Origin of the sequence: Ruegeria sp. R14_0 (assembly GCF_017743975.1) — a bacterium.
Lineage (GTDB): Bacteria > Pseudomonadota > Alphaproteobacteria > Rhodobacterales > Rhodobacteraceae > Ruegeria.
Map to the genome: position 1 here is coordinate 50,512 of NZ_JAGHRC010000007.1, position 25,499 is coordinate 76,010.

General features: G+C 58.9%; 28 protein-coding genes. 16 read left to right on the top strand and 12 right to left on the bottom strand.

Features of this window, described 5'->3' with window-relative positions; genetic code table 11:
* The 4 genes from J7416_RS17660 to J7416_RS17675 are packed head-to-tail and all read left to right on the top strand — an operon-like array spanning nt 1 to nt 4,140.
* Nucleotides 1-1,128 (top strand): ABC transporter ATP-binding protein, encoded by a 1,128-nt coding sequence (locus J7416_RS17660; protein WP_209226678.1) that lies wholly within the window; start codon nt 1-3, stop codon nt 1,126-1,128.
* Nucleotides 1,128-2,018 (top strand): ABC transporter permease subunit, encoded by an 891-nt coding sequence (locus J7416_RS17665; RefSeq protein ID WP_209226680.1) that lies wholly within the window; start codon nt 1,128-1,130, stop codon nt 2,016-2,018. Before J7416_RS17660 ends, J7416_RS17665 begins: the two co-directional genes overlap by 1 nt.
* Nucleotides 2,015-2,833 (top strand): ABC transporter permease, encoded by an 819-nt coding sequence (locus tag J7416_RS17670; RefSeq protein ID WP_209226681.1) that lies wholly within the window; start codon nt 2,015-2,017, stop codon nt 2,831-2,833. Before J7416_RS17665 ends, J7416_RS17670 begins: the two co-directional genes overlap by 4 nt.
* On the top strand, nt 2,830-4,140 hold the full coding sequence (locus J7416_RS17675; protein ID WP_209226682.1) for an FAD-binding oxidoreductase: 1,311 nt from the start codon (nt 2,830-2,832) through the stop codon (nt 4,138-4,140). The genes J7416_RS17670 and J7416_RS17675 overlap by 4 nt, the downstream gene beginning before the upstream one ends.
* Here J7416_RS17675 and J7416_RS17680 read toward each other — a convergent pair.
* Genes J7416_RS17680 through J7416_RS17690 form a run of 3 tightly spaced genes read right to left on the bottom strand, consistent with a single transcriptional unit; the run spans nt 4,137 to nt 6,904 of the window.
* Nucleotides 4,137-5,003 carry an aminoglycoside phosphotransferase family protein gene (locus J7416_RS17680; protein WP_348540292.1) on the bottom strand — a complete coding sequence of 289 codons (867 nt, stop codon included), beginning with the start codon at nt 5,001-5,003 and terminating at the stop codon, nt 4,137-4,139. The two genes, J7416_RS17675 and J7416_RS17680, sit on opposite strands and share 4 nt — an antisense overlap.
* Before the next feature lie 60 nt (nt 5,004-5,063).
* Nucleotides 5,064-5,723: a flagellar hook capping FlgD N-terminal domain-containing protein gene (locus J7416_RS17685; protein WP_209226683.1), complete on the bottom strand. Its 660-nt coding sequence runs from the start codon at nt 5,721-5,723 to the stop codon at nt 5,064-5,066.
* Nucleotides 5,724-5,725: 2 nt separating this feature from the next.
* A complete protein-coding gene (locus J7416_RS17690) occupies nt 5,726-6,904 on the bottom strand; it encodes a flagellar hook-length control protein FliK (RefSeq protein WP_209226685.1) in 1,179 nt (392 codons plus the stop codon).
* Between the two features lie 111 nt (nt 6,905-7,015).
* Between J7416_RS17690 and J7416_RS17695 the strand changes: the two genes are divergently transcribed.
* From J7416_RS17695 to J7416_RS17720, 6 genes are all read left to right on the top strand, one after another.
* Nucleotides 7,016-7,303 carry a rod-binding protein gene (locus J7416_RS17695; RefSeq protein ID WP_209226686.1) on the top strand — a complete coding sequence of 96 codons (288 nt, stop codon included), beginning with the start codon at nt 7,016-7,018 and terminating at the stop codon, nt 7,301-7,303.
* Entirely contained in the window at nt 7,281-7,640 is a 360-nt protein-coding gene (locus J7416_RS17700; protein WP_209226687.1) for a flagellar export chaperone FlgN, read from the top strand. The genes J7416_RS17695 and J7416_RS17700 overlap by 23 nt, the downstream gene beginning before the upstream one ends.
* A gap of 209 nt (nt 7,641-7,849) precedes the next feature.
* Nucleotides 7,850-9,061 carry a flagellin gene (locus J7416_RS17705; RefSeq protein WP_209226689.1) on the top strand — a complete coding sequence of 404 codons (1,212 nt, stop codon included), beginning with the start codon at nt 7,850-7,852 and terminating at the stop codon, nt 9,059-9,061.
* Between the two features lie 77 nt (nt 9,062-9,138).
* Nucleotides 9,139-9,513 (top strand): flagellar biosynthesis regulator FlaF, encoded by a 375-nt coding sequence (gene flaF / locus J7416_RS17710; RefSeq protein ID WP_209226690.1) that lies wholly within the window; start codon nt 9,139-9,141, stop codon nt 9,511-9,513.
* Nucleotides 9,513-9,914, top strand: a complete 402-nt coding sequence (flbT, locus tag J7416_RS17715) for a flagellar biosynthesis repressor FlbT (RefSeq protein WP_209226691.1) — start codon at nt 9,513-9,515, stop codon at nt 9,912-9,914. Before flaF ends, flbT begins: the two co-directional genes overlap by 1 nt.
* Complete coding sequence (locus J7416_RS17720) at nt 9,911-10,702, top strand: DUF1217 domain-containing protein (RefSeq protein ID WP_209226693.1); 792 nt, start codon at nt 9,911-9,913, stop codon at nt 10,700-10,702. The genes flbT and J7416_RS17720 overlap by 4 nt, the downstream gene beginning before the upstream one ends.
* Nucleotides 10,703-10,753: 51 nt before the next feature.
* On the opposite strand, the gene J7416_RS17725 is transcribed toward J7416_RS17720, so the two are convergent.
* From J7416_RS17725 to J7416_RS17735, 3 genes are all read right to left on the bottom strand, one after another.
* On the bottom strand, nt 10,754-12,325 hold the full coding sequence (locus J7416_RS17725) for a DUF427 domain-containing protein (protein WP_209226694.1): 1,572 nt from the start codon (nt 12,323-12,325) through the stop codon (nt 10,754-10,756).
* Between the two features lie 105 nt (nt 12,326-12,430).
* Nucleotides 12,431-13,132 (bottom strand): helix-turn-helix domain-containing protein, encoded by a 702-nt coding sequence (locus tag J7416_RS17730; protein WP_209226696.1) that lies wholly within the window; start codon nt 13,130-13,132, stop codon nt 12,431-12,433.
* A complete protein-coding gene (locus J7416_RS17735) occupies nt 13,104-13,388 on the bottom strand; it encodes a hypothetical protein (protein WP_209226697.1) in 285 nt (94 codons plus the stop codon). Before J7416_RS17735 ends, J7416_RS17730 begins: the two co-directional genes overlap by 29 nt.
* Before the next feature lie 177 nt (nt 13,389-13,565).
* Between J7416_RS17735 and J7416_RS17740 the strand changes: the two genes are divergently transcribed.
* The 4 genes from J7416_RS17740 (at nt 13,566) to J7416_RS17755 (ending at nt 17,496) form a co-directional block, all read left to right on the top strand.
* The gene (locus tag J7416_RS17740; protein ID WP_209226699.1) at nt 13,566-14,033 is read left to right on the top strand and encodes a hypothetical protein; all 468 of its coding nucleotides are present in this window, start codon (nt 13,566-13,568) and stop codon (nt 14,031-14,033) included.
* A 110-nt stretch (nt 14,034-14,143) separates the two neighbouring features.
* Nucleotides 14,144-14,761: a ribonuclease HII gene (locus J7416_RS17745; RefSeq protein WP_209226700.1), complete on the top strand. Its 618-nt coding sequence runs from the start codon at nt 14,144-14,146 to the stop codon at nt 14,759-14,761.
* A 107-nt stretch (nt 14,762-14,868) separates the two neighbouring features.
* Nucleotides 14,869-15,969 (top strand): site-specific DNA-methyltransferase, encoded by a 1,101-nt coding sequence (locus tag J7416_RS17750; RefSeq protein ID WP_209226702.1) that lies wholly within the window; start codon nt 14,869-14,871, stop codon nt 15,967-15,969.
* Between the two features lie 144 nt (nt 15,970-16,113).
* A complete protein-coding gene (locus tag J7416_RS17755; RefSeq protein ID WP_209226704.1) occupies nt 16,114-17,496 on the top strand; it encodes an adenylate/guanylate cyclase domain-containing protein in 1,383 nt (460 codons plus the stop codon).
* 80 nt (nt 17,497-17,576) lie between these two features.
* Here J7416_RS17755 and J7416_RS17760 read toward each other — a convergent pair whose 3' ends face one another.
* The gene (locus tag J7416_RS17760) at nt 17,577-18,713 is read right to left on the bottom strand and encodes an alkane 1-monooxygenase (RefSeq protein WP_209226705.1); all 1,137 of its coding nucleotides are present in this window, start codon (nt 18,711-18,713) and stop codon (nt 17,577-17,579) included.
* A 58-nt stretch (nt 18,714-18,771) separates the two neighbouring features.
* Complete coding sequence (gene mutY / locus J7416_RS17765; protein ID WP_209226707.1) at nt 18,772-19,827, bottom strand: A/G-specific adenine glycosylase; 1,056 nt, start codon at nt 19,825-19,827, stop codon at nt 18,772-18,774.
* Nucleotides 19,828-19,908: 81 nt separating this feature from the next.
* Between mutY and J7416_RS17770 the strand changes: the two genes are divergently transcribed.
* Together J7416_RS17770 and J7416_RS17775 are read left to right on the top strand one after the other, a co-directional pair.
* Nucleotides 19,909-20,415, top strand: a complete 507-nt coding sequence (locus tag J7416_RS17770; protein WP_209226709.1) for a DciA family protein — start codon at nt 19,909-19,911, stop codon at nt 20,413-20,415.
* A 14-nt stretch (nt 20,416-20,429) separates the two neighbouring features.
* Complete coding sequence (locus J7416_RS17775) at nt 20,430-21,092, top strand: DsbA family protein (protein WP_209226710.1); 663 nt, start codon at nt 20,430-20,432, stop codon at nt 21,090-21,092.
* A gap of 35 nt (nt 21,093-21,127) precedes the next feature.
* On the opposite strand, the gene lpxK is transcribed toward J7416_RS17775, so the two are convergent.
* The 4 genes from lpxK to J7416_RS17795 are packed head-to-tail and all read right to left on the bottom strand — an operon-like array spanning nt 21,128 to nt 25,481.
* Nucleotides 21,128-22,129, bottom strand: coding sequence for a tetraacyldisaccharide 4'-kinase (lpxK, locus tag J7416_RS17780; protein WP_209226712.1), 1,002 nt, complete (start codon nt 22,127-22,129; stop codon nt 21,128-21,130).
* Complete coding sequence (locus J7416_RS17785; RefSeq protein WP_209226713.1) at nt 22,116-23,351, bottom strand: glycosyltransferase N-terminal domain-containing protein; 1,236 nt, start codon at nt 23,349-23,351, stop codon at nt 22,116-22,118. Before J7416_RS17785 ends, lpxK begins: the two co-directional genes overlap by 14 nt.
* Nucleotides 23,348-24,148 carry a 3'(2'),5'-bisphosphate nucleotidase CysQ gene (locus J7416_RS17790; RefSeq protein WP_209226715.1) on the bottom strand — a complete coding sequence of 267 codons (801 nt, stop codon included), beginning with the start codon at nt 24,146-24,148 and terminating at the stop codon, nt 23,348-23,350. The genes J7416_RS17785 and J7416_RS17790 overlap by 4 nt, the downstream gene beginning before the upstream one ends.
* A complete protein-coding gene (locus tag J7416_RS17795; protein ID WP_209226716.1) occupies nt 24,135-25,481 on the bottom strand; it encodes a TldD/PmbA family protein in 1,347 nt (448 codons plus the stop codon). The genes J7416_RS17790 and J7416_RS17795 overlap by 14 nt, the downstream gene beginning before the upstream one ends.
* Nucleotides 25,482-25,499 lie beyond the last annotated feature (18 nt).

A 25,499-nucleotide genomic window follows, 5' to 3' on the forward strand; every position in this document is an offset into this window, starting at 1 on the left:
TTGAACACTACCGTCTTTGCGCCGTGGGAAGAACCGCAGGCGAAACCCTTGATCCAGTTCCAGAATGTCACCAAGCGGTTTGGCGAGTTTACGGCGATCGACAATCTGTCATTGGATATTTTTGAAAAAGAATTCTTCGCTTTGCTGGGTCCGTCCGGCTGCGGCAAAACCACGATGATGCGGATGCTTGCGGGGTTTGAAACGCCCACAGAAGGTCACATCATACTGGGCGGCCAGGATATCGATCCGATCCCGCCAAACAAGCGGGCGGTGAACATGATGTTCCAGTCCTACGCTTTGTTTCCACATCTCAGCATCTGGGAAAACATCGCTTTTGGTTTGCGGCGGGACAACATGCCCAAGCGTGATCTGGAAGACCGCGTCGAAGAGATGCTGCGCCTGACTAGACTGGAACAATTCGCCCGCCGCAAGCCGCATCAGATTTCGGGTGGTCAACGTCAGCGGGTCGCTTTGGCGCGATCTTTGGCCAAGGCCCCGAAACTGCTGTTGCTGGACGAACCGTTGGGCGCGCTGGATAAGAAACTGCGGCAGGATACCCAGTTCGAACTGATGGATATTCAGGAAAAGACCGGCACCACCTTTGTGATCGTGACCCATGATCAGGAAGAGGCGATGACCGTCGCCAGCCGCGTCGCTGTGATGGATCAGGGCAAACTGATGCAGGTCGCGACGCCGGACAAGATTTACGAGAACCCCAACTCGGTCTATGTGGCCGATTTCATCGGCGACGTGAACATCATCGAGGGTCGCACGACTGCAAACGGGGACGAAACCTATCAGATCGACTGGGCCGAGGGGCAGGCGCCTCTGACCGCGACATCGGCAAAAGGGTTCTCGAACGGGCAGGCCTGTCATATTGCGATCCGACCTGAAAAGGTGACCATTTCGGCTGATCGCCCGGCGGATGCCGTCAATGCCGTGCAGGGCAAAGTGCATGACATCGCTTATCTGGGGAACCTGTCAACCTATCATGTCGAACTGCCCAACGGCACGATCATCAAGGCGCAAACGGCCAACACACGCCGTATCTCGCGCCGCTCTTTCACATGGGAAGACCCGGTCTGGCTGTCCTGGACGGCAACGGCTGCGGTGCTGCTGGACAACTGATGCGCCGCGCCCTTCTGATCGCTGTCCCCTATGTCTGGCTGCTGGCGCTGTTTTTGGTGCCCTTCTTCATCGTACTGAAAATATCGCTCTCGGACATTGAACTTGCCATTCCGCCTTACACACCGACACTGGACCTGTCGCAGGGTTGGGCGGGTATAAAGGAATTCTTCAGCCAACTGGATTTCGAAAACTATGTCTGGCTGACCGAAGATGACCTGTATTGGAAAGCCTACCTCTCCAGCGTCAAGATCGCGGTGATTTCAACCGCTCTGACCTTGCTTGTGGGGTACCCGATTGCCTACGGCATGGCCCGTGCACCGCAGGAATGGCGGCCAACGCTGATGATGCTGGTGATCCTGCCATTCTGGACCTCGTTTCTGATCCGCGTTTACGCATGGATGGGGATCCTGTCGAACGAAGGATACCTGAATCAGATCTTGCTGTGGCTGGGTATCATCTCGGCCCCGCTGACTATTCTGAACACCAACACGGCCGTCTATATCGGTATCGTCTACACCTATCTTCCGTTCATGATCCTGCCGATTTATGCAGCGCTGGAACGCATGGACGAATCCCTGATCGAAGCGGCCGAGGATCTGGGTTGTTCCCGCATTCAAGCGTTCTGGCTGGTGACCATTCCCCTGTCGCGCCCGGGTATCATTGCGGGGTGTTTCCTTGTCATGATCCCGGTGATTGGTGAGTTCGTGATCCCCTCGCTTCTGGGTGGATCGGGTACGCTGATGATCGGTAAAGTTCTGTGGGAAGAATTCTTCTCGAACCGAGACTGGCCGGTCGCCAGTGCCGTTGCGGTGGTGCTGTTGCTGATCCTGGTGATCCCGATCGTATTGTTCCAGCGCAACCAGCAAAAACAAACGGAGGCCGACCAATGAACAGGCTCAGCTGGTTCAATGCGGTGTCTCTGACACTTGGGTTCGCGTTTCTGTACATCCCGATGATCATCCTGATTATATTCAGCTTTAACGAAAGCAAGCTGGTAACCGTTTGGGCCGGGTTCTCGACCAAATGGTATGGCGAACTGGCCCAGAACGAGGCGTTTCTGGACGCGGCATGGGTTACGATCCGGGTGGCAGTCTTTTCCTCGACGCTGGCAACCATTCTTGGAACGGCCGCCGCCTATGTGCTGGTGCGAGGTGGGCGGTTTTTCGGCCGGACGCTGTTCTCGGGCATGATCTACGCGCCGCTGGTGATGCCCGAAGTTATCACCGGTTTGTCTCTGCTACTTCTGTTTATTGGCATTGGGCTTGACCGGGGCATTCTGACCATTGTTTTGGCACATACGACCTTTTCGATGTGCTTCGTGTCGGTCGTTGTGTCCTCGCGTTTGGTTTCGTTCGACAAATCGCTGGAAGAAGCCGCCCTTGATCTGGGCTGTTCGCCCGCTCAGGCGTTTCGCCTTGTGACCCTTCCGATCATCGCGCCGGCCGTGATTTCGGGTTGGTTGCTGGCGTTCACTCTGTCGCTGGATGATCTGGTCATCGCGTCCTTCACCTCGGGCCCGTCGGCGACGACGCTGCCGATCAAGATCTTCTCGGCGGTGCGTCTGGGTGTCAGCCCAGAGATCAACGCGCTATCCACGCTCATGATCGCAGTGGTGACTGTCGGGGTCATAACCGCCTCATTGGTCACGAAGCGCGCGATGGTGCGGCAAAAGCAGGATGAGCTTGCCGCAGCGCGCACCGAATGAAACGCCTGTTCCCGGACTATACCTATGGCCCCGGACCGCGTCAGAACTGTTGGTGGGACGAAACAATCCCAACACCCGACTGGCCTGTCCAAAGCGGTGATCTGAGCGTCGATGTCGCCGTCATTGGCGGCGGGTTCACAGGTCTTTCGGCAGCGTTGCATCTGGCCGAGGCGGGTACATCCGTCGCAGTTTTAGAGGCCGGAACCCCAGGATGGGGGGCCTCGGGTCGCAATGGCGGGTTCTGCTGTCTCGGCGGCTCAAAGTTAGGTCAAACGGCACTGGCGCGCCGTTACGGAGACGAGGCTGCGCGGTTCTATGGGCAGGCAGAGATCGACGCGGTTCAGCTTGTGAAAGATCTTTTGTCGCTGCATGGGATCGACGCGGATACGCATTCCAAAGGTGAAACCCAACTGGCCCATTCCGCGCGGGCGATGGAACATCTGCGGCGTGGCGCTGAGGCGACAGGCACCTTGCACGAAGCGCATGAGTTGCGTGGCCTAGGTCTTGGGGGTGCCTTTCATGGTGCCTATACAAACCCGGTTGGATTTGCCCTCAACCCCAGAAAATACCTTTTTGGGTTGGCGCGGACGGCGCAGTCACTGGGAGTGCACGTTTACCAGAAGACGGCGGCTGAACAGATTGGCAAAACGCGGTCTGGTTTCGAGGTTCAAACCGCATCTGGCCGAGTGCGCGCCGCGAATGTGCTGATCTGTACGAATGGGTATTCCAGCGAGGACGTGCCGCCGTGGATGTCGGGGCGTTACATGCCCGCGCAGTCCACGGTTCTGGTGACTCGGCCTCTGTCGGACGCGGAGCTGCAAGCGCAGGGATGGACCTCAGAGCAGATGAGTTATGACACCCGCAACCTGCTGCATTACTTTCGTTTGATGCCCGATCGGCGGTTCCTGTTTGGTATGCGCGGCGGCTTGCGGTCTTCGCCCGGGGCCGAAGCGGCCATCCGTAAGACCGTGCAGCGGGATTTTCATACCATGTTCCCCCAATGGAAAGCGGTCGAAGTGACCCACATGTGGTCGGGCATGGTGTGCATGTCGCGCAAACTGACGCCCTTTGTCGGCCAGGTCCCAGACAATCCGGGCATGTTCGCTGCCTTTGCCTATCACGGGAACGGGGTGGCAATGGGAACGTATTGCGGGCGGGCTCTTGCCCAAATGGTCAGGGGTCGCGAGGCTGAGTTGCCTCTCCCGATCACGCAGGCTCCGCCACGCTTTCCCTTCGGAGGGTGGCGGCGTGTTTTGATGCCGCCTGTTTATGCCGCCATGGCGATCGCGGACCGTTTTAGCCTTTAAAGCGCGGCGACTTCCAGTTCCAGGCTCCGCGCGTAGTCCGCCGCACCGTTTTCCATACGCCACAAGCAATAGGCCGCCATCCGCCACGCATACCACGGGCGCAATTCCCGAAACCGCGCGACCGTTTCGGGAACGCCATATGCGTTCAGAAACAGCGCTTCTTCGGTTTGGGTAAGTGGGCTGCCTCGATACAGGCACTGCATGGCAGGCGACAGGAACATCGCGATGTCCTCGCACGGATCGCCCCACGCCGGGCATTGCCAGTCAATCAGTGTCATGCCGGTTGGCGCGACAAGGATGTTCCCGGCAACAGTGTCCGCATGGATCAGGCAGGTGTGCTTGGTTGCAGGGACATGTCCCGCAGGGCGAAGTTTGGCCACAAGAGCCCGTGTGTCCGACGTACACGCGTTCAGAATCTGTTCTGCGTGGTCGGCCAAATCCGCACTGCCATTGCATCCCTTCGGCGCTTGGATCCGTAGCTCGAGTTCATGCAAACTGCGCAGCAATGTGGCGACGCCTTCGGGGTTTTTGCGCCAGGGCGATCCGGGGGCGTGATCGTAAAACACCCAATGGCCGCTCTTGTGCGCGCCGGCTGCGCGCAGGCGCGGCACAAAACCGGTGGGTTCAAGCGCGCGGAGGCATTCTGCTTCTAGTTCGGGGTCGTTGCGAAACAACGGATTGCGCGGTGTCGCACGGTACAGTTTCAGCACCTTGTCGCCGCCGCCGCCCAGCACTTTCCAGACCTGATTGGTGCGCCCGCCGTATAATATCTGAAACGCGACGCCGGGGCCGACAAGGTCCCGGTCACGCAGGTCGTCAACCAGATCAGAAGGAGGATAGGTTGTGGCAGGCAGGAGGGTCACCAATGCAGTTAGCGAGTCGATTTCGCCAAGCTTTGGACTGTCCCGCCCGCCAGATCAAGTTCAGGATCTGACCCCTGTGACAGCCGATGCGTCAACAACCTGTCCGCTTTCCAGTGTCAGCATCACTTTGTTGTCGGAAATCTGCGCTTCGACGACGTGGTTGTAGGCTGAAGCCAATTCTTCGGACAACAGCTTGTCGCCATCAAAGCTCTCCAACGTGGCCGAATAACTCCCGGCTGGCAGCGGCTGCCCGTCGCTGCCTGTTCCCGCCCAGATCATTTTCTGGTCGGTTTTGGGCACAGAAATTCGGTCGATGATTGCGCCTTCGCTGTCGCGGATAACCATGACCGCCTTGTCCGCTGCCGGGTCGGGCTTGGCAAACAGGGTCACGGGCGCACCTGCGAATCTGAACGCTGAAGGAGTGCGCACGTCCATTCCGACCCACTTGCCGAGTTTGTCCAGATTTCCGCCCCCCAGAGCCTGACCAAGCGCCGATAACAAGTCGTTGGTTTGAACCTGTTGTTCTACCATCGAGAATTGCGCCAGTTGCGATGCGTATTCCGATGCGTCCAGGGGCTTGAGAGGATCCTGATTCTGCGCCTGTACCGTCAGCATTTTCAGGAAAGTTTCAAAATCTGAAGCCAGACCAGTGGTTTTTTCCCCGTTTGAACTTTGGTTCGGGGCGGGTGTCGCGGTGTTGGATTGGGTCGGGGAAATCATTGTCACACCCTCATGTCGATGCGGCCGACAAGGCCGGTTCTGGTTACAGGTTCCACAAGAGCTGTCGGGTCGGCCAGTTGGGCTGCGCCGCCGAGCGGCCTGTTTTCCTGATCCGCTCGGTCATGGCTGTCCCCCGAAGAGGTGCCGAGGTCGAAGGACAAATCACCCAGCCCGAAATTCCTGAACTCCTCTTCCAGAACCGACAGGTGTCGGCGCATCATGTCCAACGTCTCGGGGCGTTCGGCTGAAATCGTCAGATGTACCCCGTCATCGCGACCGTTCAGAACGATGGATACGCGTCCCAGCTCTTCGGGGTTCAAGGCAATCTCGACCGTGCCGGAGTTTGGCTGAGCCGTGACTACCGCCGCCATTTGCCCGGCGACCGCGCGGGCCACCTCGGCGCGAGCGGTAGGTGTCATATTGTGAATCGCAGGTGAGGTCTCTCGACCGGTCGAAACGGGTGCTTCGGTCCTGAGCGGCGTGATCTCTTCGACGTCCAAACCGGCGTTCCGATCACCCTGAATGCTCGGTTTTTCGGACGCGAACAGCTGCATCTGCGCGATGCTGGGTACGCGTTCTGTTTTCGGTGCCTGTTGGCGTTCAATTTGAGCGGCTGCGGATTGATCTGCGGTGTGCGGGCGTCGAGGCGAGCGCCGGGTCAAATCGGCGGCTTCTTTCGTTTGACGTTCGGTCGTGCGGGGCACCACAGATGCCACTTCGGCCTTTGGCGAGTCAGGAGTGGTCTCTCGAGGCTGATGTGCGGGCATATCATTCGCCAAAGCCCGTGTGGATTGGCGTTTCTCCGCTGCCTGGGCGAGCTCCAAGACCTGCGGCGCTTGATCGCGAGCAACAGGAGCGGTGACCAGTATGGGAGTGGGCTCGGGGTCGGTCTTTGGAACCGATTTTTCAGGATCGTTCCGCGGCGGAATCTGTTCGGCCAGTTCAGGAGCGGCATCAGCCTCGTCCGATTCGGGCTCTGACATGGCGTCTGTTTCGGCCTCAACCTCCGGTTCGGCTTCAGCAATATTCAGCCCTATGCGCGGGTCCTTGCTGTCATCACTGTTCTGATCAAGCACGGCCGCGAATGCCATGCCGGTATCGTCCCCCGACTCAGAACTGCTGTCTTGAGATTTGGGAATGGCGGTCGGCGAGGATGTCACCACTGAAAGAGTGTTGGGCATTTTGCTCCGGCTCCGATTGTGTGACCGGATAATTGCCCGCAGGAAGTTACGTTTATTTTAACCGCTTTCTTCTTTGATCGTGAAAGTTCGATGCAATTTTCGGAGAAAGCGATGAAGGTTTCAGCGCCCATACCAACGCCTCAACAATCGGCGTATTCACAGAAACTGCGGGCCGCTGCTGTTGAGCTTGAGGCCGCGTTTCTGGGTGAGATGTTGAAATCCGCCGGGTTGGGTCAGGCCCGCCAATCCTTTGGCGGCGGTGCAGGCGAGGACCAGTTTGCGTCTTTTCTAGTGCAGCATCAGGCCCGCGCGTTGGCCCAGTCCGGCGGGGTCGGCCTGTCCGAAATCCTGTTTCAATCCATGATGGAGAAAGCCAATGCCGACGACACCGGAAACTAGTCTTGTAAAGTCCCTTGAAGAGGTTCTGGATCTTGAGCGAACTGCGCTGGTTGAGGGCGATCTGGACCGCCTGCACCACACGGCACCAGAAAAGGAAAAACTGATTGGTGCACTCAACGATCTTGAGGTCTTGGACAGTGACGAGTTGATACGCCTGCAGAAAAAAGTCGAGCGGAACCAGGCCCTGCTCAACAGTGCGGCCGAAGGGATTCGCGCTGTCGCCGATCGCATGGCCGAACTTCGGCGCGTGCGACAGGAATTCAGCACCTATGGCGCCGACGGCCAACGCAGCGGATACGCCGTCAGGCATCATGCAAAACTGGAAAAGCGGGCGTAGCTACAGGTTTGATTCAAATCCTAAACTTCTGACTTTCGCGCTTTAGCACTCCGTTAGGGGATCAAGGTCAAAAGTGTTCGTGCACCTGAAACAGCAGGTGGCGCGAACAGCCCGACGGCGGATCGCACCGATCAGAAAGACGTGAAAGCCCGCACAAGTGGCGGGGTGAGCATGGGCGCAAAAGGCCCGAACGGAAAAGGATGACAGATATGTCCAGCATTCTGACAAACAATGGCGCAATGGTTGCGCTGCAAACACTCAAGTCGGTCAACAAAGATCTCGGCGCGACCCGAAACGCGATCTCGACGGGTAAGGACGTTGCAACTGCCAAAGACAACTCGGCTGTTTGGGCGATCTCCAAGGTCATGGAATCGGATGTCAAAGGTTTCAATGCGATCAAGGACAGCCTGGCACTGGGCGAATCCACCGTGGCGGTTGCGCGTAACGCCTCCGAAACGGTTACCGATCTGCTGTCTCAGATGAAAAGCAAGATCGTTGCGGCGCAGGAAGACAACGTAGATCGCGACAAGATCAACGACGATGTCACTGCATTGAAGGATCAGATCAACTCGGTGGTGAATGCCGCGCAATTCAACGGCTTGAATCTGGTCGACGGGTCAGCCGGGTCCGCGTCGATCCTTGCGTCGCTTGACCGGGACAGTTCTGGCAACGTGACGGCGTCTTCCATCACCGTTGCGGGTCAGAACCTTTCGACCGGTGGTTACACCGCGGCTCAGGTCTTTGACGGGTCGACCGGCTCTTCCACCGGCAATGACCGCGTTGGCGCAACGATTGACAACGGTGCAACCTCGGCAACCGCGCTGGTGACCGATGAATCCAGCGGTGCATTCGCTGCGGGCGACAAGGTTGTCGTAGCGATCGACGATCAGGTCGTATCCTACACGGTTTCCGCAACGGATGCGGCCGCCGCTACAACCGGTGACATCGTTGCAGTGGGTCTGAAGGCGAAGATTGAGGAACTGGGTATCAACGGTCTGACCGTCGATTATGACTCGGGCACCGCAGGCACCTTGTCTGTTGCCAACGCCACCGGCACTGACATCTCGTTCTCGGCTCAGTACGTAAACGCGGGTTCGGGTGGTCTTGGTGCGTTGACCGGTATTGATGTTTCGACTGGTGCAGGGGCAACTGCGGCGCTTGCCACAATCGAAACGCTGATCGACACGTCGATCGACGCTTCGGCCGCTTTCGGTTCTTCGCAGGGCCGGATCGAGACGCAGAAAGAGTTCATTTCGAACCTGGCGGACTCGTTCAAATCGGGCATCGGCTCTTTGGTTGATGCGGATATGGAAGAGACCTCGGCGCGTCTACAGGCCCTTCAGGTTCAGCAGCAGCTGGCGACCCAGTCGCTGTCGATCGCCAACCAGGCACCGCAGTCGATCCTGTCACTGTTCCGCTAAGTTATGGAACCCGGTCGGGGCGCGGCAACGCGCCCCGATATTGACCGCCAAGTGGCGGATTACTGGAAGGATTTCACGTGACACCGCAAGCTATTGCCCAGCGCGCCTATGCACAGACCGCCGCACCGACGCGCACCCCGCGCGATACAGAATATGAAGCGATTTCCAAGATTACCCACAGGCTCAAAGCCGCCGCTGCCCGGCAAGCGGCAGATTTTGGCGGGTTCGTTCAGGCCCTGCACGAAAACCGCCGTCTGTGGACCGTTTTGGCCAGTGGAGTAACCGATTCCGAAAACGGTCTGCCCAACGATTTGCGGGCCCGCATTTTCTATCTGGCCGAATTTACCGAACAGCACAGCAGTCAGGTTCTTGGGAATAAGGCCTCGGTTGAACCGCTGCTTGAGATCAACATGGCGGTTCTGCGTGGTCTGCGACAGATGGGGGCCACGTAATGGCAGGATTGGTGCTGAAACTGGCCCCGAAAGAGAGGGTTCTGATCAACGGTGTGGTCGTGGAAAACGGGGACCGCCGCAGCCGGTTCTCGATCATGACGCCCGAGGCAAATGTCTTGCGTCTGCGGGACGCGATTCACCCTGAAGAAGTGAATACGCCGGTTCGGCGCGTTTGCTATGCCACGCAACTTGTCTTGTCAGGCGACACAGAGCCAGACCGCGCCCGCCAACAATTGTTGCGCCGGGTCGAGGAACTGAGCCAGGTTTTCACGGATGCCGACAGTCGTCGCGTGCTGGCCGAAGCGACCGAAGCTCTGCTGGATGAGCAGTTCTACAAATGCCTCAAGGCCTTGCGTGCACTGCTGCCGCGCGAAGAACGCCTGATGGCTTATCAACAATGACGTTCCAACCGGTCATACCGTCCGGCGGGCTGGTTGGCTGGCGGTTTCTGCAACGGACCTATGACGCGCAACTGGAGAGTTTCTCGACCTCTGCGGTCAACAAGCGGGACAGCGAGTATTTTCTGGAGAACATAAAAAAGGTTCAGACAGCCGAAGACCTGGTATCAGATCGCCGGTTGCTGCAGGTCGCGCTGGGGGCCTTTGGGTTAGAGGGCGATCTGGATAACCGCTTTTTCATCCAGAAAATCCTGTCCGATGGAACCAAGGCGGAGGACGCGCTGTCGAACCGCTTGTCCGATAAACGATACCGTCAGTTCTCGGATGCGTTTGGGTTCGGGCCGGGCGAAGTACGCAAAACCGGACTGATCACCAATATGGAAGAGATTGCGCGAGACAACGTGGTGTCGCGGTTCGAAGTTGCTGTGGGTGAGACAGATGAAACCATGCGTATCTCGCTCTATGCCCAGCACGCGCTGAGCGATCTTGCCGCAAAAGGGGGCAGCAAGGACACCAAATGGTTCGACTTGATGAGCTTGCCGCCGCTGCGGCGCATGATGGAGACTGCGTTAGGCTTGCCCACGAGTTTCGGTCAACTGAATATCGACAGGCAGCTTGAGGTGTTCAAGGATCGGTTGTCCGGTTTGACGGGATCCGATGATTTGGCCCAGTTCAACGACAAAGCCGCCAGAGAGCAGCTAACGGATCAATTCCTGGCCCGAAGCCAGATTGCTCAGCTTGAAAACGTGGTGTCACCCGCACAAACCGCACTGATCCTTCTGGGCGGCTAAGTTGCACGGGTGAGGCTCTGACAAAAGCCACACGGCAATAAAACTCGGGTCTTACCCGTCCAGAACAGCATCTGCGGAAGTTCTGAGCGCGTAAGACGTCACCGGCTGCGATACGTTGTGCAGCTTGACATCGCCAAGCGGCAGGGCGTTGGCACAGGCTGGAAGAATGTCGGCTGAAACGACAATCCGGTGGTTCTTGGTCTTACCGTATTCTCCCAAACGCGCGGCGATGTTTGCGGCTTGCCCGATCACGGTAAAGTCCAACCGCTCACGCGAGCCGACATTGCCATAGGTTACGCGACCATAGGCGACGCCGATCGAACAATCGCAATGCGTATCCGAGCCCGACTGATGCAACTCTCCCAGCTTTTCGACGATACTGATGGCGCTGCGCTGGGCATTGCCGCGGGCCGAAATCGAGTCCTCACCGGCTGGGAAGACGGCCAGAACAGCGTCTCCGATGAACTTCAGAACCTCGCCGCCGTTTTCGTGGACAATGCCCGATACCGTTTCGAAAAAATCATTCAGAAGGTTGATGTATGCGGTGCGGCCCAGGCGTTCCTCGAGGCTGGTCGAGTTGCGCAGGTCGCAGAACATGATGGCGGCGTCGATCTCATCGCCGTCGCCGCGTCGGATCTCACCGCCCAGCACGCGCGCGCCCGAGCGTTTGCCCACGTAGGTTTCAAGCAGGACCTGCGCGTTTTCGCGCTGCATGAAAACTTCGTAAAACCGGGCAATGACCTGAGAGCATTCGAAAACAAGGCCCAGGTTTTCCGTGGTGAACCCATCCGGATGATCGCAGGTCAAGGTCAGAACATTGGTGCGACCGTCAGAAAAGGGCAGGGGCATGGCCACATAGTCGGTCGCGCCTTTTGCCCGCAGATCCTCCATGATCGGAAAGCTGTTATGGGGGTTGTCCGCATTCAGCCGCTGGCGCACGCCGCCCAGACCGTTCGATACATGGCGCAGAGGGCTGTTGATATAGGCCGGGTGATCGTGGATTTCATAAGTGGGAACATTGGTCGAAATCTCAGCCTCGCCCTTTTCCCAGATATAGTGCTTGCCCGCGATCAGCGGATGCAGGGACCAGGTCAGTATGCTGAGCCGTTGAATGGCGATCCCGTGTTCCAGCATTTTCTCGGCCAGAGCCTGAGTGAACGCCTCAGGTGTGTCATTTTCCGACGCTCCGCGCATCAGCCAGTCAATCAATGGACCGCTGATATTGCCATCCTCGGGGTCCCGCAGGGTGTTATCGCCCAAATCAATCTTGGTATAGGCATTGGGCATGAACCCGATATGGCCCTGAATCACAACGCTTTCAGGCAGCGCTTCTTCGTAGGCCCAGACGGAATTGGCCAACCGCTCGCCACCGAGGATCACGTCGTGATAGGTCGCTGTGCCCTTAAAGGGACAAAAGGTCTGCAATTCGGTCTCATCACTGAGCGCAATGCGCACGTCTTCGCGCGGGATGTAGATCGTCGGCGGAAGCCGCGTTTCATACATCACCTTGGCATTGCTGCTTTCGGCCAACAGAACCTGATCCCGGTAAATGGCAATCTTACCGTTCAACCGTTCGACTGAGATCCCATAGCCTTTTGGTCTTGGAGTGGCGTGCACGTTCATCGTCATCCTCCCTGGCGCGGGTCTATATAGGATGGGCTTTGAAACGCGGTTTTCCAAGAGGTGATCCCGGCATTTTTACCGCACATCAGCTGTGCGATCGCAAGCTCAGACCATCTGGATCACATCTTTTTCGATGGACAGCATATAGCCCTTCTTGGCGATGTTCTTGACCAGTAACTCGCTGACCATCTGATTGCCCAAGGCGTCGCGAAGGCGTTTGATCCGCGTCGCGCCGGCGGCCTCGTCACAATCGGCGGCGCTTTTGCCCGAGATCATCGCCTCGATCTGAGCACCAGACAGAACTTCGTCATCCAACCGGGATTCGGCCAGGACCGACAGGGTCTCCATCGCGGCTGGGGTCAACTTAAAGTCCATGTTGTTCATATAGACGGTGTTTTCCTCGCGGCTGATCAACAGAGAGGTCACCTGAATTCCGGTGCGTTCGATCTGAGCCATCCGGCGGTTCAACAAGACTAGCATCACCAGAAACACCAATGCAGCCACAAGCATCGCGCTGGCAAAGACCAGCAGCACGTAGATCACCATTCGGTAGCTCGCCAATGTATCGGCAAAGGCGGTGCCGGACTGCGCCAGGATCTCAAGCAGGCGAATCTCGGTCTGCGAGGTCAGGTCGCTTTCGACGAACAACCACTCGACCCGCGCATTGAAGGCGTTGGCGTCTGGCAGGGTCCAGAACAGAAAGACGGCGGCTGTGATCAGGATCAAAACGATTGCCGCGATACCCGCGCCGACCAGCCGTGTGCCTGATCGCCGTGCGTCAGTAACGGAGATAGAATTGTCCGGCATTGGCCTTCCTTTTATCCAATCCTTCCGGCCCGAAAACGGACATGACATTCAGCAATGTCCAGCCAGATGCGCTGAGGCGTTGTGAGACCTCTTGCTGGGCCTGGCCCTTGTCACAGGCCGAAACCTGCATCACGCCATAGTGCAGCCGCAGCGGATTGTCCTGCTTGGCCTTGTAATCCGCGTAGCACTCGGCCGCGGCCGCGGTGCCAAGCGATATCAGGGCCGCAGTGGCCAGAGAAGAGAGGATCGGTTTCATAGGCTGCATCCTGCGCATGGGTTTGCCGGATATTCAATAACCCAAGGGGTTTGAGGCGGCTGATATTGGATAACACTGCCCCGTTATTGCTTGTCTGAGGGGGACAGACCCAACGTCGGTGCATCACGTTTGCGGTCTGTGCCGGATCGCCCCTAAACACCAGGAAGGACACGCATCATGCACCGGAAGTTCATCGCCCTTGTCGTTGCCACCGCAATCACAATCACTGGCGTCTCGGCCTCACAGGCGCGGGCGGCGGATGCCAAGGATATTCTTGGCGGGCTTGCCGCCATCGCGATCATTGGCGCGGGGGTCCATTACTATAACAAGGAACAGCGCAAGCAGCGGGCGTCGCGCCAACAGACCTATACGCAGCAACCTTATGTCGCGCGGCCCAACTATCCGGTGCGGCCATTGCCGCAGCATGTTGCGCGCTATGACCTGCCGCAGCAATGTCTGCGCAACTACAATGCGTACTCGAACAATCAACCGCTTCTGGCGCCGAATTGCCTCAAGAAGCATTACAAACACGCCAATAGCCTGCCGCAAGAGTGCAAGGTCGGTTTCTGGAATGGCAAAAAGGTGAAGCGGGCATACGAACCCGCATGCCTGCGCCAGCAAGGATACCGCGTCGTTTACAAGTAATCACTTTCGAGCAGGAGCGGTGCCACAGAAGCGCCGCGCGGGAGAGGGCGGCGCAAGCTGCCCTCTCTTTTTGTCTTGCGATATGGCGCGAAACGCGGTTTTCGGTGGTTATGACAAGTCCGGATTATTCGATTGAGCAGGCAGCGGTGGCACAAGGTTATGTGCGGATTGCCGGTGTGGATGAGGTTGGCCGCGGACCTTTGGCCGGGCCTGTGGTTGCAGCGGCCGTTGTTCTGAACCCAGAAGATATTCCTGAGGGGCTAAACGATTCCAAGAAGCTGACGGCCAAACGGCGAGTTGCATTGGATGCTGCTGTGCGCGACCGGGCCGAGTTCGCCATTGCTGAGGCTTCGGTGGCTGAGATTGACGAACACAACATCTTACGAGCCTCGCATCTGGCGATGGAACGCGCGGTCGCCGCCTTGGACCCTCCGCCGGATTACCTGCTGATCGACGGCAACATGATCCCGCGCGGGCTGACGATCCCGGCGCAGGCGGTTGTCAAAGGCGACGCGCATTCGGTGTCGATTGCGGCGGCTTCGATCATCGCGAAAAACTGGCGCGATCAACTGATGGTGGATTTGGCGCAACAGCATCCCGGCTATGGATGGGAAAAGAATGCAGGCTATCCGTCAAAACAACACAGAGAAGCGCTGCAAAATCTCGGGGTGACCCCACATCATAGGCGTTCCTTCAAGCCGGTACACAATATCTTGTATCAAGAGTAAATCGTAAGTCGCTGATTCAAAAAAGAAATTGACGGCGAATCGTCTTTGACTCATCCTTGTCTCAACCAAATGAGCGCAAAAGCGCCGTGGATACTTGAGGCAGTACAATGACAACAACCACCAAAAAGGGCGCAAAAGCGCTCCCTTTAAACACGATTCTATCCGGGGACTGCATCGATGTGATGAACAGTCTGCCCGAGGCGTCGGTTGACCTGATTTTCGCAGATCCCCCTTACAATCTGCAACTCAAAGGTCAGTTGCACCGCCCGGATAATAGTCAGGTGGACGCGGTTGATGATCACTGGGATCAGTTCTCAAGCTTTGGGGCGTATGACCAGTTCACCCGCGAATGGCTGAAGGCCGCGCATCGCCTGCTGAAACCGAATGGCGCGATTTGGGTGATCGGCTCATACCACAACATTTTCCGAGTTGGTTCGGCCCTGCAGGACGAAGGCTACTGGATTCTGAATGACGTCGTGTGGCGCAAGTCCAACCCGATGCCGAACTTCCGAGGCAAGCGCTTTACCAATGCGCATGAGACGATGATCTGGGCGTCCAAGCGCGAAGGTGCGAAATACACATTCAACTACGAAGCTCTGAAGGCGCTTAACGAAGGCGTGCAGATGCGCAGCGACTGGGTGCTGCCGATCTGCACCGGGCATGAACGTCTGAAAGACGACAACGGCGACAAAGCGCATCCGACGCAAAAGCCTGAATCGTTGCTGCACCGTGTTCTGATTGGTTCGACCAATCCGGGCGACGTGGTGCTGGACCCGTTCTTTGGAACAGGCACGACCGGTGCCGTTGCCAAGATGCTAGGTCGCGAATTCATCGGGATCGAGCGCGAAGAAAGCTATCGCAAGGTCGCCGAAAAGCGCATCGCCAAGGTCCGCAAGTTCGACCGCGAAGCGCTAGAGGTCAGCGCCAGCAAACGCGCCGAGCCGCGCGTTCCCTTTGGCCAACTGGTCGAACGCGGCATGCTGCGCCCGGGTGAAGAACTCTATTCCATGAACCAGCGCCACAAGGCCAAGGTGCGTGCGGACGGCACGCTGGTTGGGAACAACGTCAAAGGCTCGATCCACCAGGTGGGCGCGCAGCTGGAAAACGCGCCGTCTTGCAATGGCTGGACGTACTGGTGCTTCAAGCGCGACGGTAAAACGGTGCCGATCGACGTTCTGCGCCAGCAAATCCGGGCCGAGATGAACTGATTTCACGAACACCGCCGGTGCCTGTGGCCTGACACAAGGCACTTAGCCTTGCCCCGCCGATCTCGGCGGGGTCTTTTGTTTTGTTGCCCTGCCGGTTCCGATATGAGAGTCCTTGTCCTGCTGCGCACGGAAGGAGCCTCGGCCATGTCGGATACCACAGCCAGCGAATCCCGTCTTGAACGGTTCTCAATCACCAAGCCGGATGTGTACGATCTAGACAACAAGTACACTGAAGCCGCGTTGGAACGGCACAAGCGCGAAGGGCTGGAACTGGCCGTCCGCGCACGCTGGATCGCGATGGGCCTGACCGGCATTCTGCTGGTATACCTGAACCCGCATTGGGAGGTGCTGTGGTACCACTTCATCCTGCTGTTGATCTGCGCGAATGGCTGGCTGATCCAGCGCGCCGGTCGAGTGGGGCAGTCGCGGGTCGAGCTGTTGCTAATCTTCGTAGACCTGCTGATCATGACCTTGGGGATGATCGTACCCAACCCGTTCAGCGATGACGTGCGGCCACTGGCCATGCAGTACCGGTTCGATAACTTCCAGTATTTCTTCATCATTCTGGCGGCTGGCACGCTGGCCTATTCCTGGCGAACGGTTGTCGCCATCGGGTCGTGGACCGTGATGATGTGGACCGCGGGCTGGGTGATTGCATGGTGGGTGGCAACGCCGATCCCCGGTATCAGCGAGCGTGTGGCCGAAGCGCTGGTGGGTTATCCGGATGTCGCGGAATCGCTGGACCCGAACAGTTTCATGCCAGAGCTGCGCATTCAGCAGGTCATCGTTTTCATGATGGTTGCTGTCACGCTTGGCATTTCAATGCGGCGGCTCAACCGGTTGTTGATGACCAATGCTGGGTTAGAGAGAGAGCGGGCGAACCTGTCGCGGTATTTCTCGCCGAACGTCGTGGACGAGCTAAGCCAGAACGACGAACCCCTCAAGCAGGTCCGTAAGGAAAACATAGCTGTCCTGTTCATCGACATTGTCGGCTTTACCCGGTTTGCCGCAGGTCGTGATCCCTATGATGTGATCGAGGTTCTGCGCGGCTTCCACGCCCGCATGGAGACCGAGGTGTTCCGCCATCATGGCACTTTGGACAAATACCTGGGCGATGGGCTGATGGCCACGTTTGGCACGCCAGTACCGACGCCGCTGGATGCCACCAACGCGGTCGCCTGCGCACGTGATATGGTCGGCGTGATCGACCGCTGGAATCTTGAACGGCGACGCGCGGGGGAGCCTGAGATTCACGTGGGGATCGGTGTGCACTATGGGTCTGTGGTTTTGGGCGACATCGGGGCGAACCGGTTGGAATTTGCGGTGATCGGGGATGCTGTGAATGTCTCGGCCAAGCTTGAGGCGCTGACCCGCGATCTTGGAGCGCGGGTGGTGCTGAGCGATGCGGTACGCGCGCAACTGGAGCAAGAAGGCAACACCGCCGCCGAACTGATGGTGGGTTTTGCCAAACACCCAAACCAACCTGTGCGCGGGGTTCAGACCCCTATGGATATTTGGGCGAGCTAGGTGGGCTCCCGCCGATCTGATACGCATCCGAGATGCGGGTCATCCCGTTGGGCCGGGCAGCGCGCTGGCGCGCGCTGCGGTCAGGGTCGTGGCAACGGGTTCAACGATTTGTTGTATGGCATCCAATCGGTGACTTCGGGGTAGTGCTGACGCCGCCATGCCCGAACGCGGGGGTTCATGACGCGACGCCAAAGCGGCGGGATCATCGCAGCGACGGTCATTACCGGATAACCATAGGGCAGTTGGGGCGCAGTGTCTTCGGAATGGTGCTGCAACAACGGAAAGCGCCGGTTGGGTTTGTAGTGATGGTCAGAATGACGCTGAAGGTTGATCAGCAGCCAGTTCGACGCTTTTTGCGAGGCGTTCCACGAATGGCGCGGTTGGACGTGTTCGTATTTGCCGTCACCAAGGTGCTTGCGCGTCAGACCGTAGTGTTCGACGTAATTCACAAGCTCCAGCTGCCATATGGCGACACCCGCTTGAAGTAGGAAGAAGGCAACGCCGGACCATCCTCCGATCAAGCAAGCCAGCACAAGCATGGCCGCCTGCAGCGCCCAATACCGCCAGAACGGGTTGGCCAGATCGGTCCAGGGGCGCTGCTTGCGCGCCAGTTTGTCCTTTTCCGCTTGAAAGCCGGAGGCGAGGCATTGCCACAGCACACGTGGGTAGAAGCGGTGAAAGCCTTCGTTGTACCGTGCGGTGACCGGATCGCGTGGTGTGCCGACATAACGGTGATGGACCAGAAGATGTTCGGACCGGAAGTGTGAATACAACACCATCGCCAGCAGAATGTCGCCAAGCCAGCGTTCGAACCGGCCTTTTTGGTGCATCAACTCGTGGCTGTAGTTGATGCCGATTGTGCCTGAGATCACGCCCATGCCGAAGAACAGGCCTATCTTGGCCAGGACTGACAGATGATCGGTATTTGTCGCGTACCAGATCAGACCAAAAAGCGTGAAAAACTGAACCGGCACCCAAGCTTTGGTTAGCAGGATGTACCATTTCAGAACGCCGTCAGATGTGTCAGGATTTGCGTTTTCAAGGTTCAGACCAGTCAACCGATCCAATACCGCAAAGGCCCACCATGTAGAAAGCGGTACCAATACCACCCACCAGCCGCCCGCGTAGGCGGTGATCCAAATCAACGGGATCAGCAGGAAGGACACCCAGAACGGCAGGGCTGCTTGCCAGCGTGACAGACTGTCTGATGCGATCATTTAGCGCTCCGAACAATTGTGGTCAGATTAGACCCTGCAAGCGTTCTGGCACAATGGGTTACGTCGCGCGCCAGAGATCATACGCTTTGCGCATCACTGTGGGCAGGTCACTGGGGCGGAATCTATGTTTATCGATGACGACCATGTCCTCATGTGGCTGGTCGGTGGGCAGATTGGCCGTCCAGATGCGCAGGATCAGGTGGAAATGGGTAAAGGTGTGGCGCACCTCGCCGGACAAAAGCTGCCAATCCGTTGAGAATGGTGGGCTTTCAACAGGCGCTTCAGACCACTCGGATCCCGGCCAGCCCAGCATTCCGCCCAGCAGGCCTTTGTCGGGACGGCGTTCCAGCAGAAAGGCTCCGTCGCTGCCTTGGGCGATATAGACATGGCCGTATCGGGTGGGCTTGGGCTTTTTTGGGGTTTTGCGCGGTAGTTCGGCTTGGGTGCCCGCCAAACGCGCCGCGCAAGGATCGCGGAGCGGGCAGATGCCGCAGGCCGGCGATTTCGGCGTGCAAATCGTGGCCCCCAGATCCATGACCGCCTGGGCATAGTCCCCGGGGCGAAGGCCCGGCGTCAACGCGGCGGCCTTGTCTTTGAGCAGCGGCTTTGAGCCAGGCAGCGGGTCGTGGATGTTGTAAAGGCGAGACATCACCCGTTCGACATTGCCGTCCAGCACGGTTTCGGGTTGATCAAAGGCAATGGCCGAGATCGCAGCTGCGGTATAGGGACCGATCCCCGGCAGTTTTAGCAGCGCGTCGTAAGTGTTTGGGAACTGTCCACTGTATTCTTCGGCCACGACTCGGGCGCATTTCAGCAGGTTCCGCGCGCGGGCGTAATACCCCAGACCAGCCCATTCCCCCATAACCTGATCATCCGGGGCCGCGGCCAGCGCCGCGACCGTGGGCCAGCGTGTGGTAAAGCGCATGAAATAGTCACGTACGGCCGCAACAGTGGTCTGCTGCAGCATGACCTCGGACAGCCAGACTCGATAGGGGTCGGGCAACACTCCGGCGACCCGGTCTGCTGGACCGACACGCCAGGGCATCTCGCGGGCGTGGCGGTCGTACCAGTGCAGCAGAGCGCCGCTCACGTCGAATTCAGCAGAGTCACGCAAGTTTTATCTATCTCCCTGTCGGGTTTCGCTGGCGCCCGGTGTCCTGCCCTTTACAATAGCGGCGCAGGAGTTGGAAACCAGATGCAGCGCAGACGTTCTTCGACCCGCGGGTTCAAACGCACCGCGACATTGCTGAACGACCAGATCAGGCGCGCCGGTGAAAGCCGGGGTTTCGCCGTGTCGCGCTTGTTGACCCATTGGTCTGAAATCGTGGGGCAGGACATGGCTGCCATCGCGCGGCCCGTGAACGTGGGCTATGGCAAGGGTGGAATTGGTGCCACGCTGACGGTGCTGACCACCGGCCCGCAGGCCCCATTGCTGGAAATGCAAAAGGAACAGCTGCGCGGCAAGGTGAACGCGGTTTACGGCTATAACGCCATCAGCCGGGTCCGCATCACACAGACCGCTCCGACAGGATTTGCCGAGGGGCAGGCCAGTTTCGACCACAAGCCGAAACAGGCGAAACCCAAGATCGAACCAGAAATCGAAGCCGAGGCGAACCGGACGGCGCAGGATGTCACAGATAGTGATCTGCGTGCCGCCCTTGAACGTCTGGGCCGTAACGTTTTATCCAAGCAAAAACGCTGAGAAAGGGCTGAGACATGAGCCGTATTGCAACCGGAATTTGTGCGGCCGTTGCCGTGGCCGCAGGCGGCTATTGGCTGTCGCTGTCGAATTCCAACACGACGTATCCGCTGATCAGCAGCGCCGAGGCGCAAGAGGCGGACCTGGACACCTCGACCATCGTCGAGATGACCTTGGGTGCCGAAGATGCGCCGGTCGAGATCATCGAATATGCGTCCTATACCTGCCCGCATTGCGCGAACTTCCACAACGGGGCGTTCAAGCAGCTCAAGAAGGACTTTATCGACACCGGCAAGGTGAAGTTCATATATCGCGAAGTCTATTTTGACCGGTATGGCCTGTGGGCCTCGATGGTGGCGCGGTGTGGCGGACCCGAAAAGTTCTTTGGCATCTCGGACCTGATCTATCAGGGCCAGTCCGAATGGACCCAAGCCGGTGGTCCCGCCGAAATCGTGGACGAACTGCGCAAGATCGGGCGACTGGCCGGAATTGACAATGAACAGCTAGAGGCTTGCCTGCAAGACGGTACTCGCGCCCAGACACTGGTGGCCTGGTATCAGGAAAACGCCGAGCGTGACGGCGTTCAGGCGACGCCGTCCTTTGTCGTGAACGGCGAGAAGGTCGACAACCAGTCTTACGAAGACTTCAAGGCGCTGATCGAAAACGAACTGGGCAGCTAAAAGCCTGCGTGACCGGCTCTTGACGGGCCGGTCACCTATTTCGGCGCTGGGGCGACCTGCAGCAGCATCTGCTTCACCTCATCAGCCGCCTCAATTTTCAGACGTACCGGTAGTGTAATGACCTTGCTGCGAAACGCGGCGGGTAAGCGCACGGCGTCTTTTTCCGTCGTGACCATCTGCGCGCCCAACAACCGCGCCTCGTTTTCAAGTCGGGTCATCAAAGCAGGCGTTAGGGGCTGGTGATCGTCCAGCGCCTCGGCTCGCAATAACGTGGACCCTTGCTGGCGCAGCGTTTGAAAGAACTTCTCGGGATGGCCGATACCCGCAAAGGCGAGTACGGGCGTATCGCTCCAGTCCATGCCGGTTTGCAGAGGCTCAACCGCGCCGGTCACATGCGCAACCGGCAGTTTCCGACCCCAGCGTTCGGCAAATTGGGCCTGCGCGTCTGAATCGCCCAACGACAAAACCAGATCGGCGCGCTTGAGGCCGATGTCGACGGGTTCGCGCAGTGGCCCGGCAGGCAGGCACAAGCCGTTTCCAAATCCGCGCGCTGCATCCACAACGATGACCGAGAAATCCTTGGCCACCGAAGGGTTCTGAAACCCGTCATCCAATACGATGACCGTCGCTCCGGCCTCAGCCGCGGCCTTTGCGCCGGCAGCGCGGTCCTTTGCGACCCAGACATCGGCAAAAGCGGCCAGCAAGAGCGGCTCATCCCCCACCTGCGCGGCAGTGTGTTTGCTTGGATCGACGCGCACAGGCCCTTCGAGCGAACCGCCGTGCCCGCGGGTTACAACATGCGTATCATGCCAGGCATCGCGCAATTGCTCGATCATCCAGATGACGGTCGGTGTCTTACCCGTGCCACCCGCGTTCAGATTGCCGATGCAAATGACGGGAACACCAGGATTAAACCCCGGTTCAGAGGCGATCCGGCGGGCCGTAGCCCCGGCATAGAGCCGCCCGAGCGGCGACAGAATCCGCGCACGAAAATCCAGCTGGTCCGGCGCTGTGTTCCAGAAATCAGGTGCTCGCATCGCCGCCGCCCCGCTGATCCAGATAGTCCTGCACCAAATCGATCAGGTGATCCGCCTGCGGGGCACCTTCAGTTACAATCTGCCACCCGGCCAAAGCCATGTTGGCGGCCTGATCCGGTGCCAAAAGCTCGACCACAGCATCGCCCAGTTCGGTGGCGGTTCTGACCGAACGCGCCGCGCCCGCCCTGTCCAGTTGATCGTAAAGCTGTTGTTGGCCGTGCACAAATGGCCCGTGAATTACGGCTGACCCAAGCGCTGTTGCGACCAATGGGTCCGCCCCCGCAGCGCCACGCTCAAGAGACGTGCCCATGAAGGTGACAGGAGATACCCTTTGCCACAGCCCCAGATCCTCTGGCGCGGCGGACAGGATCACTTGTGTCATGTCCTCGATCATACCGCTTTCGTCCCAATTGGTGCAACGAAGGTCCATCGTCTCAAGGCGGCGGTGCAGCGGACCGGCTTCGGTGATGTCTGCCACGTGCAGCACCAACGCAAGCCGTGGCAGCATGCGCATCGCCTGCCTGTGCGCGCTGAGGACCGAGATGAACTCTTTGTCCTGCACCCATGCCGCCAGCCACACGGGTCGGCCGGACAAAGCGTGGTTCACTTCGATCAGTTCATCCTCAGGCCAGGGCCTCGGGTTGGGGCTGATGTGAAGGGGCGGGGCTTCTTTCACCTTGGTCGAGGAGATGCCAAGTCTGCGTATCTGGCGCGCGCTTTCCGGGGTCGGGCAGATGATCGTGCGAAAGCAGTCGATCGTGTACCGGGTGATGTCCGGCAGCCAGCGTCCGCCCCGCGCGGTGCGCACATCCGCTTCCGCTTCGATCAGGATCAGGGGGATGCCGCGTTCTTCGGCGCGGGTGATAACGTTTGGCATAAGGCCGCCGCCGACCCACATTCCGACATCCGGTCGCCAGTGGTCCAGAAACGCGCGTGCTGCCCCGGTCTGTTCGGTCGGCAGATTGACCAACGGATACCCGCTGTTGGCCCAGCGGGTCAGGTCTGCGTCAGGAGGCGCTGTCAGAACGATCGACAGTGTCGGGCGCGCGTGCTGCAGCCGTTGGCAAAAGTCGATAATCGCCCGATGCCGCGCATGAGAGTTTATGTGCAGCCACAGAACCTCGCCGTCGGGTCGCGGTATGTCGCGGTAGCTGGCGGCATTCTGCATACCCCATGACAGCACGCGATATGCGGCAAGACTTAATGAGCGTGATTTGCTCATGATGCGATTCCAGGGCTTTCTGGTTCGAGTTTCTCTGACAGTAGCCCAAATACTTCTGATCCGGCAGCGATCACACCGTTCAGGCGTGGATGCGGGTTGTTGAACCGCAGCGGCTGCCCGGTCCGGTCCGAGCATTGACCGGTGGCCTCGCGGATGATCAGATCACCGGCGGCGATGTCCCATTCCCAGCTGGGCCGGAGTGTCATCATCCCGTCAAATCGCCCTTGCGCGACAAGGGCCATGCGATAGGCCAGCGACGGGCGATAGTTCCGTTTGAACTCGGGCACTTGCCCGTGACGCCAATGGCGGGGCTGCAAATTCGGTTTCGCGGCCAGAACCTCGGCGATTTCAAGCGCGTTGATTGCGCTGACCCGGATCGTTTCACCGTTCAGCGTTGCCCCCTGACCTTTCGCGGCAGCATACAACAGGTCGCGTCGTGGCAGGTATATCACGGCCGCCGTGACTTCGCCCCGGTCCGCGATGGCCAGAGAATGTGCCCAGGTTCGCGATCCTTCGGCAAAACTGCGGGTGCCGTCGATCGGATCAATGATGAACACGCGATCCCTGGCAAGCCGGTCCGCGGAATCTTCGGTCTCTTCGCTCAGCCAGCCATAGCCCGGTCGCGCGGCGGGCAGCTTTTGCTCCAGCATCGCGTTCACAGCCAGATCAGCCTCGGTTACGGGACCGGCACCGTCAGGTTTGTCCCAACGCTGCGCAGTGCTGCCGGAATACCGTGTGGCGATCTTTCCCGCCTCAAGAGCGGCCTCTGTCAGCAGGTGCAGGTCAGTTGCCGGCAAGTGTCATTCCTTCGATCAGAACCGAGGGCACAACGCGGGACAGATAGGTGCGTGCGTCATTGGCGGGGATTATACGTTTGAGCATGTCGCGCAAGTTCCCCGCGATGGTGCATTCGTTGACCGGATGCGTGATCTCTCCGTTCTCGACCCAGAACCCCGAGGCCCCACGCGAGTAGTCGCCGGTATTGGGGTTGATTGTCGATCCGATCATCGAGGTGACAAGCAGCCCCGTACCCATGTCGCGCAGCAAATCGGCCCGGCTGCTCTCGCCTTGTGTCAGGCTCAGGTTCCAGTTGCTGGGCGATGGCGGTCCCGAGACGCCGCGTGCGGCGTTGCCGGTTGAAGCCATGTCCAGCTTGCGCCCGCTGGACAGGTCCAGCGTCCAGCCGGTCAGTACGCCATTCTCGACGATCGCCCTGCGCTGCGTCGGCAGGCCCTCTGCATCAAACGGTCGAGAGCCCGAAATGCGTGGACGGTGTGGGTCTTCGATCAGAGACAGATGTTCGGGCAGCACCTGCGCACCCAGACTGTCTTTAAGCCATGAGGCGCCGCGGGCAATGGCCGCGCCGTTGCTGGCCGCAAGCAGATGGCCGATCAACGAAGATGAGATGCGTTCGTCAAACAGAACCGGGAAAGCTCCGGTGGCTGGCTTCTGGGCGCCGACCAAAGCAACAGCGCGCTCGCCCGCGCTCTGGCCAATTTCGTCTGCGCTGCGCAGGTCGCTTTGGAAGGTGCGGCTGTCGCCGTCATAATCCCGCTCCATCCCGGTTCCTTCGCCCGAAATGGCAACACACGAGGTCGAGCGACTGCTGCGGGCATAGCCACCAGAAAAGCCGTTCGTGGCGGCCAGATGGACCCTGTGCGTGCCATAGGCCGCGGCGGCATCAGAGACTTGTGAAACGCCGTGAACCGCCAGAGCCGCAGCTTCGGCAGTCAAAGCGTCCTGCATCAAAGCGTCTGCCGAAGGTTCCGGTGTTGGATCGAACTGCTCAAGCGCGTCGATGTCCCAGTCTTTGGCCAACTGCCGGGGATCGGCCAGACCGGTGAACGGGTCTTCGGGCGCTTCACTGGCCATGGCAACTGCACGTTGCGCCATCGCCGTCAGCGTTTCAGGACGGCTGTCCGAACTTGAGACGATTGCCTGACGTTTTCCCAAAAAGACGCGAAGCCCCAGATCAGTGCCTTCGGACCTTTCCGCATGCTCCAGCGCTCCACCGCGCACTTCGACCGAAACCGACGTGCCGTCCACGACAATCGCATCCGCAGCTTCGGCCCCGGCTTTGCGGGCCGCGTCCAGCAATTCATGGCTGATTTCTTCGGGTGTGCGGGTCATGTGGCCTCCGGTATGGTT